The organism is Staphylococcus succinus, assembly GCF_029024945.1.
In the GTDB taxonomy this organism is placed as follows: domain Bacteria; phylum Bacillota; class Bacilli; order Staphylococcales; family Staphylococcaceae; genus Staphylococcus; species Staphylococcus succinus.
In genome coordinates, this window is sequence record NZ_CP118976.1 from 866,034 (window position 1) to 887,318 (window position 21,285).

Here is a 21,285-nt window from a genome sequence, read left to right on the forward strand (position 1 = left end):
CATGCAATTAAAACAAGATTATATTGAAATGCGGTTACCAGCCTCTGCGGAATATGTGAGTTTAATACGCTTGACGCTATCAGGTGTTTTTTCACGTGCGGGTGCATCATATGATGATATTGAAGATGCTAAAATTGCAGTAAGTGAAGCGGTGACTAATGCGGTAAAACATGCATACAAAAATGATCCAGATGATGTAGGAATGATAAATCTTTGTTTTGAAATTTTTGATGATAAAATTAAAATTGTAATTTCTGATCAAGGAGAAAGCTTTGATTATGAAGAAACAAAAGAAAAATTAGGACCATATAGAGAAGACGAAAATATAGATTTCCTAAGAGAAGGCGGATTGGGTCTATTTTTAATTGAATCATTAATGGATGAAGTTACGGTTGATAAAAAATCAGGCGTGACAATCAGCATGATAAAGTATATTAAAAAAGAGCAGGTGCGAAATAATGGCGAGAGAGTCGAAATCAGTTAATGATGTATCACCTGAACAAATTAACCAATGGATAAATGAGCAACAAAATAATAAAAATACAGATGCTCAAGATAAACTTGTTAGACATTATAGAAAGTTAATCGAATCATTGGCATATAAATATTCAAAAGGTCAATCTCATCACGAAGACCTCGTTCAGGTTGGTATGGTTGGTTTGATTGGGGCGATAAACCGATTTGACCTATCCTTTGATAGAAAGTTTGAAGCCTTTTTAGTACCGACTGTTATTGGCGAGATTAAACGTTATTTACGTGATAAAACATGGAGTGTTCATGTACCGAGAAGGATTAAAGAGATTGGTCCTCGTATTAAAAAAGTAAGCGATGAGCTAACTAATGAATTAGAACGGTCACCATCAATTTAAGAAATTGCCAATAGACTTGAAGTGAGTGAAGAAGAAGTACTTGAAGCAATGGAGATGGGGCAGAGTTATAATGCACTTAGTGTTGACCACTCAATCGAAGCAGATAAAGATGGTTCGACGGTGACCTTATTAGATATTATGGGTCAACAAGATGATAATTATGATTTAACTGAAAAAAGAATGATATTAGAGAAGATATTGCCAATTTTGACTGACAGAGAGAGACAAATAATTCAATGTACCTTTATTGAAGGGTTAAGTCAGAAAGAAACAGGCGAAAGAATTGGGTTAAGTCAAATGCATGTATCTAGGCTGCAAAGAACAGCAATTAAAAAACTTCAAGATGCAGCAAATAAATGATAACAATAAAATAAGGCAGCATTCCTACACTATTAGGAGCTGCCTTATTTTTTATGTAATTCAATCATCCCGATACTACTTTTAAAAAAGGTATTATCTTTATATGTTAAAATATATGTAGACAAAAATAAATAGGAATAAATGAGTGGAGGATTCTATGGATAGTAACTTAATACAATCTATAAATGAAAAGTATAATTTTTCAACAAAACAAATCAATGCTGTTTTATCATTATTAGAAGATAAAAACACGGTACCTTTTATTGCTCGTTACAGAAAAGAGCAAACTGGGGGATTAGATGAAGTTGAAATTAAACAAATAGATGATGAATACCAATATATGGTTAATCTTCAAAAAAGAAAAGAAGAAGTCATACATAATATAGAAGAACAAGGTCTATTATCTGTGGATCTTAAAAATGATATTTTAAAACAAACAAAATTACAACGTGTAGAAGACTTATATAGACCATTTAAACAAAAGAAAAAAACAAGAGCTACTGAAGCTAAAAGAAAAGGTCTTGAACCATTAGCTAAATGGTTACAGCAAACGAATTTAAATGAAAAGATTGAGACGAAAGCACAACAATTTATAAATGATGAGATTGATTCAATAGAAGCAGCAATTAAAGGTGCACAAGATATTATCGCAGAATTAGTTTCAGATGAACCTAAATATAGAACAAAAATATTGAAAGATACGTTCCAGCACGGAAATATCATTACACAAAAGAAAAAGAATGCAGAAGATGAAAAAGAAATATTCTCCATGTATTATGATTATTCAGAACCAATTAGAAAAATTGCCAATCACAGAGTATTAGCAGTAAACCGTGGTGAAAAAGAAAAAGTGCTATCCGTAAAATTAGATATGGATACTCAAGGCATCGACAATTTTATACGTAAAAATGAAATTAAAGGTCAGCATGAAGGTACCTACATCATAGAAGATGCGATTAAAGATAGTTTGAAACGTCTAATTATGCCTTCTATCGAAAGAGAGATAAGGGCTGATTTAACTGATAAAGCAGAAAATCATGCTATTGATGTTTTTAGTGAAAATTTAAGAAACCTATTATTACAACCACCTATGCAAGGTAAACAAATATTAGGTGTAGACCCTGCATTTAGAACAGGGTGTAAACTGGCTGTGATTAATCCTTTTGGCACATTCGTTGCAAAAGGCGTCATGTATCCACATCCACCAGTTAATAAAAAAGCAGAAGCTGAAAGTTTATTTGTTAAATTTGTTAAGGATTATGACGTAGAACTTATAGCAATAGGTAATGGTACAGCAAGTCGAGAAACAGAACAATTTGTTGCTACAATGATACAAACGCATAAACTTAACGTACAATTTATCATCGTTAACGAAGCCGGAGCATCCGTTTATTCTGCATCAGAAGTAGCAAGAACGGAATTTCCAGATTTTCAAGTAGAAGAACGTAGTGCTGTGTCTATTGGTAGAAGAGTACAAGATCCTTTAAGTGAACTCGTTAAAATAGATCCTAAATCTATAGGCGTTGGTCAATATCAACATGATGTGAATCAAAAAGCATTAGAAGGCGCGTTAACTTTTGTCGTAGAAACAGCAGTTAACCAAGTAGGTGTAGATGTAAATACAGCATCGAGATCATTATTACAATATGTTTCTGGTTTATCAACAACCATAGCTCAAAATATTATTGACTACAGAGAAGAAAATGGTGCTATAAAACATAATAAAGATATAGCCAAAGTTAAACGACTTGGGGCTAAAACGTTTGAACAAAGTATAGGATTTTTAAGAATTGTAGATGGTACAGAAGCCCTAGACAATACATCTATTCATCCAGAAAGTTACGATGCAACGTATCAATTACTTAGTGAAATTAAAATGGATACGCAAGATTTAGGAACAGAAAGACTTAAAGCTGCTCTAAATCAATTAGACGTAGTAACGATGGCTGAAAAATTAAATATTGGCCAACCAACATTAGAAGATATAATTCAATCATTGATTGCACCAAATAGAGATCCACGTGATGAATTTGAAACACCAATATTAAAATCAGACGTATTGTCCATTGAAGACTTATCTAAAAATATGAAATTAAGTGGTACAGTTAGAAACGTTGTAGATTTTGGTGCATTCGTTGATATAGGAGTAAAACAAGATGGGCTTGTTCACGTCTCTAAACTTTCTAAGAAATTTGTAAAAAATCCAATGGACATTGTTAGTGTTGGTGATATTGTAGATGTCTGGATTCTTGATATAGATGATAAAAAAGGGAAAGTTTCATTAACGATGATTGATCCTAATGGATAATAAGACGTTACAACGATTAACAGAAACTATTTCTGAAGAATATTTTGGTATGCCTTTTAAACATAAAGCGTATTTCAACAAAAGGCTAAAAACAACTGGCGGACGTTACTTACTCAGAAATCATAATATTGAGGTTAATGAAAAACAGTATTATAAATTTGGACAAGAAGCGATTGAAAGTATAATCAAGCATGAGTTATGCCATTATCATCTTCATATTCAAGGTAAAGGTTATAAACACAAAGATAATGATTTTAAAGTGTTAAGTACAAAGACTGGGGCACCTAGATATTGTGCAGCATTAGAAACTTATGAAGAAAGAGCAAATTATATTTATAAATGTAATAAATGTGAAATGGAATTTCCGAGAATAAGAAAAGTAGATACAGCTAAAATGGTTTGTGGACATTGCAAAGGTAAATTAGTACAACAAAAATAAAGCGATTAGGCGAGTAGAAAATCAATGATAAAGATGATTTTCTACTCGCTTTTTATATTTATTATGGCAAAAATGCTGTTTTAGAAGCTGAATACATATGTTTTTTTATGTAATTTGTGATAATAAGATAAATATATGTGAAACAATGTCATTTTACTCGTTTTTGTTTTGAAATAACATTGACGATAGTTTGATTATATTATATGATAATAAACGTTGCGAAATTGATAAGCAATCAAGTAAAGCAAACATTAATTTTGTTAATTAAATTTTAAAAACGTATTGACAAATATTTACAAATAGATTACAATTAATGTTGTAACTTTAATAATTAATCGTTTAGCCAAGCGGTCGTGGCGGAACGGCAGACGCGCTAGGTTGAGGGCCTAGTGGGAGTAATCCCGTGGAGGTTCAAATCCTCTCGGCCGCATCAAAAAACTTTTAATTATTCGAAATAAAGCGGGTGTAGTTTAATGGCAAAACCTCAGCCTTCCAAGCTGATGTTGTGGGTTCGATTCCCATCACCCGCTCCATTAGAAACATTGATGAACATTGAAAACTGAATCGCAATATGTCAACGTTAATTCCGAACACAACATTAAATTGTTGGTTCAAACGTGTTAGAGATAACACACAAATTAGTATTTTATGAGCTAATCAAACATCATAATCATTTATGGAGAGTTTGATCCTGGCTCAGGATGAACGCTGGCGGCGTGCCTAATACATGCAAGTCGAGCGAACGGATAAGGAGCTTGCTCCTTTGAAGTTAGCGGCGGACGGGTGAGTAACACGTGGGTAACCTACCTATAAGACTGGAATAACTTCGGGAAACCGGAGCTAATACCGGATAACATATAGAACCGCATGGTTCTATAGTGAAAGATGGTTTTGCTATCACTTATAGATGGACCCGCGCCGTATTAGCTAGTTGGTAAGGTAATGGCTTACCAAGGCGACGATACGTAGCCGACCTGAGAGGGTGATCGGCCACACTGGAACTGAGACACGGTCCAGACTCCTACGGGAGGCAGCAGTAGGGAATCTTCCGCAATGGGCGAAAGCCTGACGGAGCAACGCCGCGTGAGTGATGAAGGTTTTCGGATCGTAAAACTCTGTTATTAGGGAAGAACAAATGCGTAAGTAACTGTGCGCATCTTGACGGTACCTAATCAGAAAGCCACGGCTAACTACGTGCCAGCAGCCGCGGTAATACGTAGGTGGCAAGCGTTATCCGGAATTATTGGGCGTAAAGCGCGCGTAGGCGGTTTCTTAAGTCTGATGTGAAAGCCCACGGCTCAACCGTGGAGGGTCATTGGAAACTGGGAAACTTGAGTGCAGAAGAGGAAAGTGGAATTCCATGTGTAGCGGTGAAATGCGCAGAGATATGGAGGAACACCAGTGGCGAAGGCGACTTTCTGGTCTGTAACTGACGCTGATGTGCGAAAGCGTGGGGATCAAACAGGATTAGATACCCTGGTAGTCCACGCCGTAAACGATGAGTGCTAAGTGTTAGGGGGTTTCCGCCCCTTAGTGCTGCAGCTAACGCATTAAGCACTCCGCCTGGGGAGTACGACCGCAAGGTTGAAACTCAAAGGAATTGACGGGGACCCGCACAAGCGGTGGAGCATGTGGTTTAATTCGAAGCAACGCGAAGAACCTTACCAAATCTTGACATCCTTTGAAAACTCTAGAGATAGAGCCTTCCCCTTCGGGGGACAAAGTGACAGGTGGTGCATGGTTGTCGTCAGCTCGTGTCGTGAGATGTTGGGTTAAGTCCCGCAACGAGCGCAACCCTTAAGCTTAGTTGCCATCATTAAGTTGGGCACTCTAGGTTGACTGCCGGTGACAAACCGGAGGAAGGTGGGGATGACGTCAAATCATCATGCCCCTTATGATTTGGGCTACACACGTGCTACAATGGACAATACAAAGGGCAGCTAAACCGCGAGGTCATGCAAATCCCATAAAGTTGTTCTCAGTTCGGATTGTAGTCTGCAACTCGACTACATGAAGCTGGAATCGCTAGTAATCGTAGATCAGCATGCTACGGTGAATACGTTCCCGGGTCTTGTACACACCGCCCGTCACACCACGAGAGTTTGTAACACCCGAAGCCGGTGGAGTAACCATTTTATGGAGCTAGCCGTCGAAGGTGGGACAAATGATTGGGGTGAAGTCGTAACAAGGTAGCCGTATCGGAAGGTGCGGCTGGATCACCTCCTTTCTAAGGATATATTCGGAACATCTTCTTTAGAAGATGACAGAGGAATAACATTGACATATTGTATTCAGTTTTGAATGCTCATTGGAGTATTCAGTGCATAATTTGTACATTGAAAACTAGATAAGTAAGTAAAATATATAGATTTTACCAAGAAAAACCGAGTGAATTAGAGTTTTAAATAAGCTTGAATTCAAAAAGAAATAATCGCTAGTGTTCGAAAGAACACTCACAGATTAATAACATTTTGGGTTTTTAACCGACTTCGTCGTGTTAAAAGTCAAAAAAGATTAAGTTATTAAGGGCGCACGGTGGATACCTTGGCACTAGAAGCCTATGAAGGACGTTACTAACGACGATATGCTTTGGGGAGCTGTAAGTAAGCTTTGATCCAGAGATTTCCGAATGGGGAAACCCAGCACGAGTTATGTCGTGTTATCGATATGTGAATACATAGCATATTCGAAGGCAGACGCGGAGAACTGAAACATCTTAGTACCCGCAGGAAGAGAAAGAAAAATCGATTCCCTGAGTAGCGGCGAGCGAAACGGGAAGAGCCCAAACCAACGAGCTTGCTTGTTGGGGTTGTAGGACACTCTATACGGAGTTACAAAAGAACAAATTAGACGAATCATCTGGAAAGATGAATCAAAGAAGGTAATAATCCTGTAGTCGAAAGTTTGTTCACTCTTGAGTGGATCCTGAGTACGGCGGAACACGAGAAATTCCGTCGGAATCCGGGAGGACCATCTCCCAAGGCTAAATACTCTCTAGTGACCGATAGTGAACCAGTACCGTGAGGGAAAGGTGAAAAGTACCCCGGAAGGGGAGTGAAATAGAACTTGAAACCGTGTGCTTACAAGTAGTCAGAGCCCGTTAATGGGTGATGGCGTGCCTTTTGTAGAATGAACCGGCGAGTTACGATTTGATGCAAGGTTAAGCAGTAAATGTGGAGCCGTAGCGAAAGCGAGTCTGAATAGGGCGTTGAGTATTTGGTCGTAGACCCGAAACCAGGTGATCTACCCATGACCAGGCTGAAGTTCAGGTAACACTGAATGGAGGGCCGAACCGACTTACGTTGAAAAGTGAGCGGATGAGTTGTGGGTAGCGGAGAAATTCCAATCGAACCTGGAGATAGCTGGTTCTCTCCGAAATAGCTTTAGGGCTAGCCTCAAGTGATGATTATTGGAGGTAGAGCACTGTTTGGACGAGGGGCCCTTATCGGGTTACCGAATTCAGACAAACTCCGAATGCCAATCAATTTAACTTGGGAGTCAGAACGCGGGTGATAAGGTCCGTGTTCGAGAGGGAAACAGCCCAGACCACCAGCTAAGGTCCCAAAATATATGTTAAGTGGAAAAGGATGTGGCGTTGCCCAGACAACTAGGATGTTGGCTTAGAAGCAGCCATCATTTAAAGAGTGCGTAATAGCTCACTAGTCGAGTGACACTGCGCCGAAAATGTACCGGGGCTAAACATATTACCGAAGCTGTGGATTGTCCGTAGGACAATGGTAGGAGAGCGTTCTAAGGGCGTTGAAGCATGATCGCAAGGACATGTGGAGCGCTTAGAAGTGAGAATGCCGGTGTGAGTAGCGAAAGACGGGTGAGAATCCCGTCCACCGATTGACTAAGGTTTCCAGAGGAAGGCTCGTCCGCTCTGGGTTAGTCGGGTCCTAAGCTGAGGCCGATAGGCGTAGGCGATGGATAACAGGTTGATATTCCTGTACCACCAAAATTCGTTTTGAGCGATGGGGGGACGCAGTAGGATAGGCGAAGCGTGCTGTTGGAGTGCACGTCCAAGCAATAAGACTGAGTATTAGGCAAATCCGGTACTCTTAAGGTCAAGTTGTGATGGGGAGAGGAAATTTTTTCCTCGAGTCGTTGATTTCACACTGCCAAGAAAAGCCTCTAGCTAGAATTTTGGTGCCCGTACCGCAAACCGACACAGGTAGTCAAGATGAGAATTCTAAGGTGAGCGAGCGAACTCTCGTTAAGGAACTCGGCAAAATGACCCCGTAACTTCGGGAGAAGGGGTGCTCTTTAGGGTTAACGCCCAGGAGAGCCGCAGTGAATAGGCCCAAGCGACTGTTTATCAAAAACACAGGTCTCTGCTAAACCGTAAGGTGATGTATAGGGGCTGACGCCTGCCCGGTGCTGGAAGGTTAAGAGGAGTGGTTAGCTTCGGCGAAGCTACGAATCGAAGCCCCAGTAAACGGCGGCCGTAACTATAACGGTCCTAAGGTAGCGAAATTCCTTGTCGGGTAAGTTCCGACCCGCACGAAAGGCGTAACGATTTGGGCACTGTCTCAACGAGAGACTCGGTGAAATCATAGTACCTGTGAAGATGCAGGTTACCCGCGACAGGACGGAAAGACCCCGTGGAGCTTTACTGTAGTCTGATATTGAAATTCGTCACAGCTTGTACAGGATAGGTAGGAGCCTTTGATACGTGAGCGCTAGCTTACGTGGAGGCGTTGTTGGGATACTACCCTCGCTGTGTTGGATTTCTAACCCGCACCATTTATCATGGTGGGAGACAGTGTCAGATGGGCAGTTTGACTGGGGCGGTCGCCTCCTAAAGAGTAACGGAGGCGCTCAAAGGTTTCCTCAGAATGGTTGGAAATCATTCATAGAGTGTAAAGGCATAAGGAAGCTTGACTGCGAGACTTACAAGTCGAGCAGGGTCGAAAGACGGACTTAGTGATCCGGTGGTTCCGCATGGAAGGGCCATCGCTCAACGGATAAAAGCTACCCCGGGGATAACAGGCTTATCTCCCCCAAGAGTTCACATCGACGGGGAGGTTTGGCACCTCGATGTCGGCTCATCGCATCCTGGGGCTGTAGTCGGTCCCAAGGGTTGGGCTGTTCGCCCATTAAAGCGGTACGCGAGCTGGGTTCAGAACGTCGTGAGACAGTTCGGTCCCTATCCGTCGTGGGCGTAGGAAATTTGAGAGGAGCTGTCCTTAGTACGAGAGGACCGGGATGGACATACCTCTGGTGTACCAGTTGTCGTGCCAACGGCATCGCTGGGTAGCTATGTATGGACGGGATAAGTGCTGAAAGCATCTAAGCATGAAGCCCCCCTCAAGATGAGATTTCCCAACTTCGGTTATAAGATCCCTCAAAGATGATGAGGTTAATAGGTTCGAGGTGGAAGCATAGCGATATGTGGAGCTGACGAATACTAATCGATCGAAGACTTAATCAAATATTAAACCAGTTTTGATTGGTAACTTTTTAAATTTTACTTACTATCTAGTTTTGAATGTATAATTTCATACATTTCATTGTCTGGTGACAATGGCAAAGAGGTCACACCTGTTCCCATGCCGAACACAGAAGTTAAGCTCTTTAGCGCCGATGGTAGTCGGACTTACGTTCCGCGAGAGTAGGACGTTGCCAGGCAGTTTGAGACCTTAGAGGGTCTCTTTTTTTTATTATAAAAAAGTAATTTAATATCATTTGAGGCTCTTAGGAGTCTCTTTTTATTTATCATAAAATATAAATACAACTCTTTTTTATCCGACTAAGCCTGTTCAATAAAAGAAGAATTATGGCCTACAATGAATAAACTAATAATTGAGAAGTGTAACTTTAAGGAATACCTGAGCCAAGGCTCATGCATAAGAACCACTAATCTCAATAAATTGAGAAGTGTAACTTTAAGGAATACCTGAGCTAAAGCTCATGCATAAGAACCACTAATCTCAATAAATTGAGAAGTGTAACTTTAAGGAATACCTGAGCTAAAGCTCATGCATAAGAACCACTAATCTCAATAAATTGAGAAGTGTAACTTTAAGGAATACCTGAGCTAAAGCTCATGCATAAGAACCACTAATCTCAATAAATTGAGAAGTGTAACTTTAAGGAATACCTGAGCTAAAGCTCATGCATAAGAACCACTAATCTCAATAAATTGAGAAGTGGTTCTATAAAAAAAAGGCTTAGCATGATTGCTAAGCTTTTAAATAAGAAGTGAGTAAAGCATTTTATTTTCATTGATATAAATATTTGAGGAATCAAATTCATCAACATTGGCTTTTAAATTATCTAAACCTGCATGGTTATATAATTGTATGCCTATGATTACTGTACCTGTATTTTGTGATGATTTTTTCAAATATTCAAATTTAGTAATGTCGTCTTTTGGACCAAGTACATCGTTAACAAACTCTCTTAAAGCACCAGGACGTTGAGGGAAGTTTAATATAAAATAGTGTTTCATTTCTTCAAATAACAATGAACGTTCTTCTATTTCCTTCATGCGGTTAATATCATTATTACCACCACTAACTACGCATACAACTGTTTTACCTTTAATTTGTGATTTATATTGATCAAGCGCAGCTACGCTTAAAGCGCCAGCAGGTTCTGCTATAATTGCTTGTTTTGAATACATATCCAAGATTGTTGTGCATACTGCTCCTTCATGGACTTGAACATAATCATCAACTACATCTTTAGCAATATCATAAGTGATTTGACCTACTCTAGCTACTGAAGCGCCATCTACAAACTTATCAATATTAGGTAATGTTACGATTTGATTTTCAACAACTACGGATTGATACATACTACTGGCTCCAGCAGGTTCTACGCCTACTATTGAGGTTTGAGGTGAATGATTTTTAAAGTAAGTACCAACACCGGAAATGAGTCCACCGCCACCAATAGCAGCAAATAAATAATCAAATTGTACATTGTCTTCTTTAGATTGTTCAATAATTTCTTTAGCAAGTGTACCTTGTCCTGCAATTGTATAAATATTATTAAAGGGATCAATAAAATTCATTTTATTATCTTCTGTATACAGGAGTGCTTCTTTTAAGCAATCATCAAAAGTATCACCTGTAAGAATGACTTCAGTGTTTTCACCACCAAAGAATTTAACTTGATTTATCTTTTGAAGTGGTGTAGTTACAGGCATAAAGATAACTGCATTCAAATTTAATTTACTCGCAGTATATGCTACACCTTGCGCATGGTTGCCTGCACTTGCACACGTAATACCACTTTGTCTTTCACTTTCAGTTAGGGTTACAATCGCATTGTAAGCACCTCTAAGTTTGAAAGATCTTACCCATTGTAAATCTTCTCTTTTTAGGTATACATTACATTCATATTTATGAGATAAATAATGATCTTTTTGTAATGGTGTCTCTTTAACAATATCTTTTAATTGTAAGAAAGCTTCATCGATATCTTTTGAAGAAACAGTTGTTTTTACAGTCATAAATTTCACACCTTTATATATTTATATTACTAGAACGTTTTAGCAGTTTCATAGGCTTTTATTTCATTTTCGTATTCCAAAGTTAATGCGACATCGTCTAGGCCATTAACAAGTTTGTTTTTCCACGTTTCATCTATATCGAAGCTAAAAGTTTTATCAGAAGTTGATACAGTTTGATTTGGTAAATTTACTGTAATTTCCTTAGCCTCAGCTAGATATCTTCTTATATCTTCATTTAAAATAATTGGTAGCATTGCGTTTTTAGTACAGTTCATATAAAAGATATCACTGTAACTACCGGCAATGATAATATCAAAGCCATAGTCTTTTAGGGCCCAAGCAGCATGCTCACGACTTGAGCCACAGCCGAAGTTATCTCCAGTAATTAAAATCGTGGCATCTCGATATTCAGGCTTGTTTGGGTTAAAATCAGGATTATCTGTTCCATCATCTAAATAACGCCATTCATCGAAAGCAAAAGGGCCGAACCCGGTTTTGGAAATTCTTTTCAAATGGGCTTTAGGTATAATTTGGTCTGTATCAATATTGTCATGAAAAAGTGGAACTACTTTTCCAGTATAGGTTGTGATTGGTTTAATCTCCATTTTATACAACCACCTTTCTAACATCTACGAATTTACCTTTGATTGCTGCAGCTGCTGCCATTGCTGGGGATACAAGGTGTGTTCTTGCACCTTTACCTTGTCGGCCTTCAAAATTACGATTACTTGTTGAGGCACAATGTACACCATTTGGCACTTGGTCAGGGTTCATACCTAAACACATTGAACATCCAGGTTCTCTCCATTCAAAACCTGCCTCTTTAAAAATTTTGTCTAAACCGAGCTTTTCTGCTTCAATCTTAACAGTACGTGAACCAGGTACAACTATTGCAGTGATATTAGGATGTACGGTATGACCATTAACGATATGACTTGCTTCTACTAAATCAGATAGGCGAGCATTCGTACAGGAACCTAAAAATACATAACCCAAATCAATATCTTCAGCTTTTTGGCCAGGTTCTAGCCCCATATATTTATAAGCACGTTCATCATTTACATTTTGTATTTCAGGGAAGGGTGTGCTAAAGCTTACGCCCATTTCTGGGCTTGTTCCCCAAGTGACTTGAGGCTCTAAGTCTGTTACATCCATTTCGATGACTTTATCAAATACGGCATCATCATCACTATACAGCTCACGCCATTCATCTACTGAATATTCAAAATTAGTTGCATAAGGACGACCTTTTACATATTCAAAAGTAGTTTCGTCTGGTTGCATCATGCCGTATTTTGCACCGGCTTCAATAGCCATATTACAAATGGTCATTCTTGCGTCCATAGATAAATTTCGAATTGTTTCACCAGAGAATTCTAAAGCATAGCCTGTGCCGAAATCTACACCATATTGACTAATTAAGTGCAGAATAATATCCTTCGCGTAAACGCCATTTGGTAATTTGCCGTTAACATCAATTTTGAGATTTTTTGGCTTAGTTTGCCAAAGTGATTGTGTGGCAAATACATGTTCAACTTCACTTGTACCAATACCAAAAGCAATAGCTCCAAAAGCACCATGTGTTGCTGTATGTGAATCGCCACATACAATTGTTTTACCTGGTTGTGTTAAGCCAGTTTCTGGTCCAACCATATGCACAATACCTTGTTCATCGGATCCCATATCAAAAATATGAACGCCAAATGCTTTAGCATTGTCTTGCAATGTAGTGATTTGTTTATTTGCTATTTCGTCTTTAATGTTATAAATATCTACTGTTGGTACATTGTGGTCTAGTGTTGCAAAAGTTAAATCTGGGCGACGTAATTGTCTGTTTTGAATTCTAAGTCCTTCAAATGCTTGAGGAGATGTAACTTCATGTATAAGGTGCAAATCTATATATAATAACTGTGGGTCACCTTCTTTACCAGTTAAGACATGCTTATTCCAAACTTTATCAAATAGTGTTTTACCCATATGACATCTCCTCCTTTTTATATTTTACCTTTAACAAAATTAAAAATTTCTGACGTTTTATATTTACCGTTCAAATCACTAGTAGTTTTACCATCTTTTATTAATTCATATATAATCGTTTCTAATTTTTCAGCAGCTTCTAATTCATTTAGACTCTCTCTCAGACACATTACCACTGACAGTAACATACCAAATGGATTAGCTTTATCTTGATTAGCAATATCAGGTGCTGAACCATGAATTGGTTCATAAAGTCTTGGACCGCGTTCACTAAAGCTTGCTGATGGTGACAAACCTAAGGAACCAGGAATCACTGAAGCTTCATCACTTAAAATATCACCAAATAAATTTTCAGTAACAATAACATCAAATTGAGATGGGTTTGTAATTAAATGCATGGCACAAGCGTCAACAAGTAAATGATTAACTTCCACTTCTGGATAATCTTGTGCAACATCATTAATTACTTTACGCCATAATTTACTGGATGAAAGGACGTTTTCTTTGTCGACTGAAGTTAGTTTTTTATCACGTTTTTGAGCTAAATCAAAAGCTACTCTAGCAATTCTATCTATCTCAGTACGTGAATAAGTGAGTGAATCAAGCGCATTGTTGTCATCCCATTTTTTAGGTTCTCCGAAATAAATACCACCTGTGAGTTCTCTTACGAGAATGAAATCTGTACCTGCAACGCGTTCTTCTTTAATAGGGGATAAATGACTCGTGCCATTCGTTACTGTAGTGGGGCGTATATTTGCAAATAGACCTAAGGCTTTGCGTATGCCTAATAAACCTTGTTCCGGTCTATTATTTGGGTCTGTCCAATTAGGTCCCCCCACAGCACCTAAAAGGATTGCATTTGCATTTTTACATGCGGTTAATGTTGAATCTGGAAGTGGTATGCCATGGTTATCTATAGCGATACCGCCGAAATCATGTTTCTCTAATTCATAATTAAAATTGAATGATTGACTTAGAAGTTCTAAAATTTCTAACGACCCATTTAAAATTTCTGGGCCAATGCCATCACCTGGAAGTGCTACAATCTTATAACTCATTAATGTATACCTTCTTTCTTTGCAGCGTTGGTTACATATTTAGCATGAGCTTCGACATATGCCTTACAAGAAGCAAGTAGTATATCGTGATCAATACCTACACCTGTAACAATTTGCTCGTCAATTTTAAGCTGTACATGTACTTCACCTTGAGCATCAGTACCCTCAGTTACCGAATCAATGCGATAATCTAAAAGTTCAGTTTCACGATTAAAGATGCGATCCACTGCGTTATAAATAGATACGATAGAACCTGTACCAATACTTGAATCTTGATAGGTATGTCCATCTTTATCTTTAATCACCACGACAGCACTTTGTAAACCGTTTGATACAAATTGTAATTGTAGATTTTCAACTTGATAGATTGCATTTTGCTCGTGCTCAGTACCTTGTATTAAAGCGTGTATGTCACGGTCTGTAACAGCTTTCTTCTTATCAGCAATTGTTTTAAATTGTTTGAAGAGAGATTTTTGTTCTTCAGTTCCAATTTCATAACCTAGAGCTGTTAGCTTTTCAGCAAAAGCATGTTTACCTGAAAGTTTACCAAGCGGCAACGCTGTTGTATTTACTCCAACAAGTTGAGGTGTCATAATCTCATAAGTTTCAGGATTCTTAAGTACACCGTCTTGATGGATGCCTGATTCGTGGCTAAATGCATTTTGGCCAACAATCGCCTTATTTCTAGGGACTCGAATACCTGCAAATCTAGCAATTAAATCAGATGTTTGTTTCGTTTCTTCTAAATTAATTTGAGTTTGATTGTTGTAATGATCTTGTCGAACGTAAAGGCCAAGAGCAACTTCTTCAAGCGCTGTATTACCTGCACGTTCCCCAATACCATTTAGAGTGCCTTCAATACGTTTTGCGCCATTTTCAATTGCTGCCATACTATTTGCTACTGCTAGTCCAAGGTCATCATGACAATGTGCGCTATAAATCACATCATGATTTGCAGTTATTGATTCTTGAAGTGTTTTGAAAATTTGACCATATTCTGATGGATAACTAAATCCAACAGTATCAGGTATATTGATAACACTAGCACCGGCATTAACAGCTGTTTGAACACATTCTATTAAGAAGGGCAATTCCGTTCTTGTAGCATCTTCTGGTGAAAATTGAACAATATCGAAATATTGCTTAGCATATGATACGTGTTCAGTGATAGATGCTAATACTTCTTCTTTAGACATCATAAGTTTAGAGTCTCGATGTATAGGACTTGTCGCAATAAATACATGAATTCTTGGTTTTGCTGCTTCTTTAGTTGATTCATAAACTGCATCTATATCTTTTTTTACACAACGTGCTAATCCACAAACAGCTGTTGTAGTTAATGCTTTAGAAATGGCTTCTATAGATTTAAAACTACCTGTGCTTGATGCAGGGAATCCTGCTTCAATAATATCGACGCCCCATTTTTCAAGTTGCTTTGCAATTTTCAACCGTTCATCGAATGAAAAGTTAACACCTGGTGTTTGTTCGCCGTCTCTTAGTGTTGTATCAAATATTTGAATATGGCTACTCATTTTCAACATCTCCTCACAATAATTAGTAACTAGTAACTTAATAAAAGCATGAAATTGTAATAAGTGAAGAGTTATAAGTGGAAAAGTGATATCACGCTATCATTGATAGGGAAGTCACTTCATCCAATTAATAACTCTTTAGTTATCATAACTTTTTAGTGCTAAATTTTATTTTTCAATACTTTTAGATTTAATGAATGGCATCATTTCACGTAGGTCTTTACCAACTGCTTCGATTTGATGACCATGTTGTTCTTCACGTAATCTATGGAATTCTTCAAAGTTATTTTCGTTATCTTTGATGAAACGATCACTGAAGTTACCTTTTTGGATATCTTCTAATACTGCTTTCATATTATCTTTAACGTCTGGTGTAATAACACGAGGACCAGAAACGTAGTCACCAAATTCAGCTGTATTTGAAATTGAATAACGCATGTTTTCCATACCGCCTTCATACATTAAATCAACGATAAGTTTCATTTCGTGTAATACTTCGAAATATGCAATTTCAGGTTGGTAACCAGCTTCTACTAATGTTTCAAAACCAGATTGGATTAATTTAGTTACGCCGCCACAAAGTACAGCCTGTTCACCAAATAAATCTGTTTCAGTTTCTTCTTTGAATGAAGTTTCAAGTACACCAGCACGTGTTGCGCCAATGCCTTTAGCATAACTTAATGCTAAGTCTCTAGCATGACCACTAGCATCTTGTTCTACTGCGAATAGGGCAGGTACTGCACTACCTTCAGCGAATGTACGACGAACTAAATGTCCAGGCCCTTTAGGTGCTACTAAGAATACGTCTACATTTTCAGGTGCTTGGATAACATCGAAATGGACATTAAATCCATGAGCAAAAACTAATGCATTATTGGCTTCTAAATTAGGTTCGATTTCTTCTTTATATACTTGCCCTTGAATTTCATCTGGTAAAAGAACCATGATGACATCAGCTTGTTTTGCTGCTTCATTTACAGGATATACTTCGAAACCATCGTCTTTAGCTTTATCAAAAGAACGTCCAGGTCTGATACCGATAATTACATCATAACCATTGTCTTTTAAATTTTGAGCATGGGCATGTCCTTGAGAACCATACCCTACGATAGCTACTTTTTTACCTTGTAAAGCGTCATTTGTTACTGATTGGTCATAATAAACTGTTGTCATAATTAAATCCTCCATGTTTTTTATTTAAGTATTTGCAATTTTCTAAAAAATTTAGCTAGATAATACCAGCTGAACCTGTTCTAGAAACTTGTTCAATTTGATATGATGATAGGTCATCTAATAGATTATCCATCGTATATTGTGGACCTGATGCCTGAAGATACGTAAAAGGCTCTTCATTTTTCAGAATAGATACTAGCGCATCATACGGTTTAATAACTTTTTGTAATTCATTTTGATCTTTTGGTGTTTTCAATTTAACAAGTACGAGTTCTCTGTTATAAGTATTTGTATCTGTAATGTCTTCTACATGTATAATATTAATTTGTTTCTCTAATTGTTGTATTAGATTACGTAATACATCTGTATCAGGCACTTCAGCTACAAAAGTGATATCAGAGGTTCCTTCTTCTAGTGTAGGCGTGGCAGATAACGTAACAATATTAAACTGTCTACGAACAAAGATACTTGTTAATCTGTTTAAAGTACCTGCCTTGTCTCTTACTTTAGTTCTAAAAGTTCTTCTCATTTATAGTCCCTCCATCTCATGGTTAGCTTTACCACTTGGTACCATAGGAGATACTGTTTCAACTGGTGAAATGCGAACCTCAATTAAAGCTGGACCGTCGTACTGGAAAGCTTCGTCAAGTTGTTGTTCTAATTGTGTTGGATCATCTATTAGATAACCTTTTACATTATAAGCCTCAGATAATTTTATAAAATCTGGTTGATCATTAAATACTGAGTGAGAAAAACGTTTATTAAAGAATTTATCTTGCCATTGCTTAACCATGCCTAGCGTACCATTATTGATTAATACGATTTTAATATTAATACCGTATTCGTCTAAAATAGCCATTTCCTGATTGGTCATTTGGAAGCCACCATCACCAACAAAGGCAATAACTGTTTTGTCAGGTTGAGCTAACTTAGCACCAATCGCTGATGGTATACCGAATCCCATAGTACCTAAACCACCACTTGTAACAAGTTGACCGTGATTTTTAAATGGGTAGAATTGTGCAACCCACATTTGATGCTGTCCTACGTCAGTGGTTACAATTGCATCACCATTTGTGATATCTCCAATATATTCAATCGTACGTTGTGGTTTAGAGAAAGTACCATCTTCATCATCTTTATAAGTAAAAGGATGTTGTGCCTTATTCGAATTACACGTTTCTAACCAATTTTCATGTTTAATAGAATAACTTTCAAAATCTAATAAAGCTTCCAAAGTTGCTTTACAATCGGCAACAATACCTAAATCTACTTTAATCACTTTATTTATTTCAGAAGGATCAATGTCAACGTGGACTATTTTGGCATTTGGTGCAAATTCGTCAGGGTTACTTGCTAATCTATCATCAAACCTACTGCCAAAGTTAATGAGTAAGTCACATTCTGTTAATGCCATGTTACTAGCATATGATCCATGCATACCTCCCATTCCTAAGAATAGGGGGTGTTCATAAGGAATTGCTCCTAAGCCAAGAAGGGTGCTTACTACAGGTAATTGATGTCTATTTACAAATTCTGTGAATACTTTATTTGCTTTTGCATGATTAATACCAGCGCCAGAAAGTACAATTGGTTTTTTTGCACTTTTCAAGTAGTCACGTAATTTTTGAATATCATCTTTCTTAGGTTTATCAGGAATAGAATAACCCGGAAGTTCTAATTCATCAGTTACCGGTGTATTCGTTGAGAGCACACCCATATCTTTAGGGAAATCTATAACTACTGGTCCTTTTCTACCTGTATTAGCGATATGGAAAGCTTCATGAATAATTTTAGGAATATCACTTACATTTTTTACTTGATAATTATGTTTTGTGATAGGCGTCGTCATTGACAATAAATCTGCTTCTTGGAAGGCGTCTTTACCGATACCTGGTGTTGCAACTTGTCCTGTTATAACTACCAAGGGTAATGAGTCACTGTAAGCATCAGCAATACCAGTAATCGCATTTGTAGCTCCTGGGCCACTCGTCACGACTACAACACCGGTATTTCCAGATACACGTGCGTATCCTTCAGCAGCATGTGTAGCACCTTGCTCATGTCTTGCTAAGATATGTTTGATCTTAGCATCATAAAATGTATCGTATAATGGGAGCACAGCGCCTCCTGGATAACCAAAGATAAAGTCAACATCTTCATTTACTAGTGATTCGACTAATAACTCTGAACCAGATCTCATTTTATCTACTGTCTCTTGTTCTAATTCAACTTCTGGTTCTATGGATTCAGCAGCTTCTAAATAATCGAAATTTTCTGACATTTCATAATCAAGCGTTTTTGTTTGTTTAGACATTGTTCTCACTCCTTAAATAAGGTTTTCGGGTACTTGCATAACGCCGCCTGTATTTGCACTTGTAACTAACGCCGTGTAACGCGCAAGGTAACCAGTTTTTACTTTGGCTTTAAAAGGTTTCAAGTCTTGCTTTCTAGAATCTAAAGTTTCTGTCGAAACATCTACATCTAAAGTACGGTTTGTTAAATCAATGATAATTTCATCGTCATCTCTAATTAACCCAATTGGACCACCAAATGCTGCTTCAGGAGATACATGTCCTACTGCAATACCTCTAGTTGCTCCTGAAAAACGACCATCTGTAATTAATGCTACATCTTTTCCTAAGCCTCTACCGACAATTGAAGAAGTAGGTGCTAACATTTCAGGCATTCCTGGACCACCTTTAGGCCCTTCGTATCGAATAACAACGACGTGTCCTTCTCGAACAACATGGTTATCAATTGCTTCTACAGCTTCATCATGTGAATCGAAACAAATTGCTTTACCTTTAAATACTTTAATTGAAGGATCAACACCACCGACTTTAATAACTGCACCGTTTGGAGCTAAATTACCATAGAGTATTGAAAGACCACCTTGTTTATCATAGGGATTGTCTAAGTGTCTGATAACATCACTGTTTAAAATTTCTTTGTTTTCGTTATTTTCTCTAAGCGTTTTGCCTGTTGCTGTAACACGGTCAGGGTGTAATGTACCTTCTTTTTTAAATAATTCATTTATAATTGCTGGTACGCCGCCTGCTTCATGAACATCGTGCATTGAGTATGAAGAACTTGGAGCAATTTTTGAAAGATACGGTGTCTTCTTAGCAATTTCATTGATTTTAGATAAATCATAATCAATGCCCGCTTCATTTGCGATAGCTAATGTGTGTAATACAGTGTTTGTAGAACCACCCATTGCCATGTCTAATGCGAAAGCATCGTCAATTGCGTCTTCAGTAATGATATCTCTAGGTTTTAAATCATTTTTAATATTATCTACTAATTTGAATGCAGCTTCTCTTATCATTTCTCTACGTTGGTCGCTGACTGCTAATGCTGTACCATTGTATGGTAATGCTAAGCCTAAGACCTCCATCAAACAGTTCATCGAGTTAGCTGTAAACATTCCTGAGCAAGAACCACAGGTAGGGCAAGCATTTTGTTCCATGTCTAAAAATTCATCTTTTGAAATAGAACCATCTTTAAATGCACCAACTGCTTCAAACATTGAAGATAATGTTAATGCTTTACCTTCAGAAGATAAGCCAGCTTTCATTGGACCACCTGAACAAAATATAGCTGGTACATTTGTTCTTACTGATGCAAGTAACATACCTGGAGTAATCTTGTCACAGTTAGGGATGTAAAATACACCGTCGAACCAATGTGCATTAATTACTGTTTCAGCAGCATCTGCAATGATTTCTCTCGAAGGTAGAGAGTACCTCATTCCAATATGTCCCATTGCGATACCATCATCTACGCCAATAGTATTGAATTCAAAAGGAATAGCACCAGCTTCACGAATTGCTTCTTTAGCTATATCTCCTAATTCTCTTAAGTGAACATGTCCTGGAACAATATCGATGTATGAATTACAAACAGCTACGAAAGGTTTATTCATATCAGTTGGTTTCTCTAATGCACCTGTAGCGTGTAAAAGACTTCTTGCTGGAGCTTGTTGATCTCCTTTTTTGATCATATCGCTTCTCATGTATAATTCCCCCATAAAATTGAAAATAAAAAAGCGTCCCAATAAATAATTGGGACGCTTTTAAGTCCCATTCAACTAGAAATAGGACT

12 protein-coding genes, 2 tRNA genes, 3 rRNA genes and 1 pseudogene are annotated in these 21,285 nt (G+C 37.8%); 9 read left to right on the top strand and 9 right to left on the bottom strand.

The genetic code is table 11. The features are described from left to right. Position 1: 1 nt before the first annotated feature. The 9 genes and pseudogenes from rsbW to rrf all read left to right on the top strand — a co-directional run bounded on the left by rsbW (position 2) and on the right by rrf (position 9,607). Entirely contained in the window at positions 2-484 is a 483-nt protein-coding gene (gene rsbW, locus PYW31_RS04045) for an anti-sigma B factor RsbW (protein WP_046837769.1), read from the top strand. After that, a pseudogene (gene sigB, locus PYW31_RS04050) lies at positions 459-1,229 on the top strand (RNA polymerase sigma factor SigB). Before rsbW ends, sigB begins: the two are co-directional and overlap by 26 nt. Positions 1,230-1,386: 157 nt before the next feature. Beyond that, the gene (locus PYW31_RS04055) at positions 1,387-3,537 is read left to right on the top strand and encodes a Tex family protein (RefSeq protein ID WP_046837768.1); all 2,151 of its coding nucleotides are present in this window, start codon (positions 1,387-1,389) and stop codon (positions 3,535-3,537) included. Then, the gene (locus PYW31_RS04060) at positions 3,530-3,976 is read left to right on the top strand and encodes a SprT family protein (protein WP_046837767.1); all 447 of its coding nucleotides are present in this window, start codon (positions 3,530-3,532) and stop codon (positions 3,974-3,976) included. The genes PYW31_RS04055 and PYW31_RS04060 overlap by 8 nt, the downstream gene beginning before the upstream one ends. Positions 3,977-4,323: 347 nt before the next feature. Continuing rightward, a tRNA-Leu gene (locus tag PYW31_RS04065) sits at positions 4,324-4,406 on the top strand. Between the two features lie 29 nt (positions 4,407-4,435). Further along, positions 4,436-4,509: transfer RNA gene (locus PYW31_RS04070), tRNA-Gly, on the top strand. Positions 4,510-4,649: 140 nt separating this feature from the next. Beyond that, positions 4,650-6,203 (top strand): 16S ribosomal RNA (locus PYW31_RS04075). A 285-nt stretch (positions 6,204-6,488) separates the two neighbouring features. Further along, positions 6,489-9,410, top strand: a 23S ribosomal RNA gene (locus PYW31_RS04080). An 82-nt stretch (positions 9,411-9,492) separates the two neighbouring features. Then, positions 9,493-9,607, top strand: a 5S ribosomal RNA gene (rrf, locus tag PYW31_RS04085). Together the 16S, 23S and 5S rRNA genes with 2 tRNA genes alongside form the textbook arrangement of a ribosomal RNA operon. A 562-nt stretch (positions 9,608-10,169) precedes the next feature. On the opposite strand, the gene ilvA is transcribed toward rrf, so the two are convergent. The 9 genes from ilvA to ilvD all read right to left on the bottom strand — a co-directional run bounded on the left by ilvA (position 10,170) and on the right by ilvD (position 21,196). Continuing rightward, positions 10,170-11,438 carry a threonine ammonia-lyase IlvA gene (ilvA, locus tag PYW31_RS04090; RefSeq protein WP_046838153.1) on the bottom strand — a complete coding sequence of 423 codons (1,269 nt, stop codon included), beginning with the start codon at positions 11,436-11,438 and terminating at the stop codon, positions 10,170-10,172. 29 nt (positions 11,439-11,467) lie between these two features. Further along, a complete protein-coding gene (leuD, locus tag PYW31_RS04095) occupies positions 11,468-12,043 on the bottom strand; it encodes a 3-isopropylmalate dehydratase small subunit (RefSeq protein WP_046838152.1) in 576 nt (191 codons plus the stop codon). A 1-nt stretch (position 12,044) separates the two neighbouring features. Beyond that, complete coding sequence (gene leuC / locus PYW31_RS04100) at positions 12,045-13,415, bottom strand: 3-isopropylmalate dehydratase large subunit (RefSeq protein ID WP_046838151.1); 1,371 nt, start codon at positions 13,413-13,415, stop codon at positions 12,045-12,047. A 17-nt stretch (positions 13,416-13,432) separates the two neighbouring features. Continuing rightward, positions 13,433-14,473: a 3-isopropylmalate dehydrogenase gene (leuB, locus tag PYW31_RS04105; RefSeq protein ID WP_046838150.1), complete on the bottom strand. Its 1,041-nt coding sequence runs from the start codon at positions 14,471-14,473 to the stop codon at positions 13,433-13,435. Next, positions 14,473-16,005 carry a 2-isopropylmalate synthase gene (locus PYW31_RS04110; protein WP_046838149.1) on the bottom strand — a complete coding sequence of 511 codons (1,533 nt, stop codon included), beginning with the start codon at positions 16,003-16,005 and terminating at the stop codon, positions 14,473-14,475. Before PYW31_RS04110 ends, leuB begins: the two co-directional genes overlap by 1 nt. Before the next feature lie 168 nt (positions 16,006-16,173). After that, entirely contained in the window at positions 16,174-17,178 is a 1,005-nt protein-coding gene (ilvC, locus tag PYW31_RS04115) for a ketol-acid reductoisomerase (RefSeq protein WP_046838148.1), read from the bottom strand. A gap of 55 nt (positions 17,179-17,233) precedes the next feature. Further along, positions 17,234-17,707 (bottom strand): acetolactate synthase small subunit, encoded by a 474-nt coding sequence (gene ilvN / locus PYW31_RS04120; protein ID WP_046838147.1) that lies wholly within the window; start codon positions 17,705-17,707, stop codon positions 17,234-17,236. Then, a complete protein-coding gene (ilvB, locus tag PYW31_RS04125) occupies positions 17,708-19,495 on the bottom strand; it encodes a biosynthetic-type acetolactate synthase large subunit (protein ID WP_046838146.1) in 1,788 nt (595 codons plus the stop codon). It lies immediately after the preceding gene. 12 nt (positions 19,496-19,507) lie between these two features. Next, a complete protein-coding gene (gene ilvD / locus PYW31_RS04130; protein ID WP_046838145.1) occupies positions 19,508-21,196 on the bottom strand; it encodes a dihydroxy-acid dehydratase in 1,689 nt (562 codons plus the stop codon). Between the last annotated feature and the right edge of the window lie 89 nt (positions 21,197-21,285).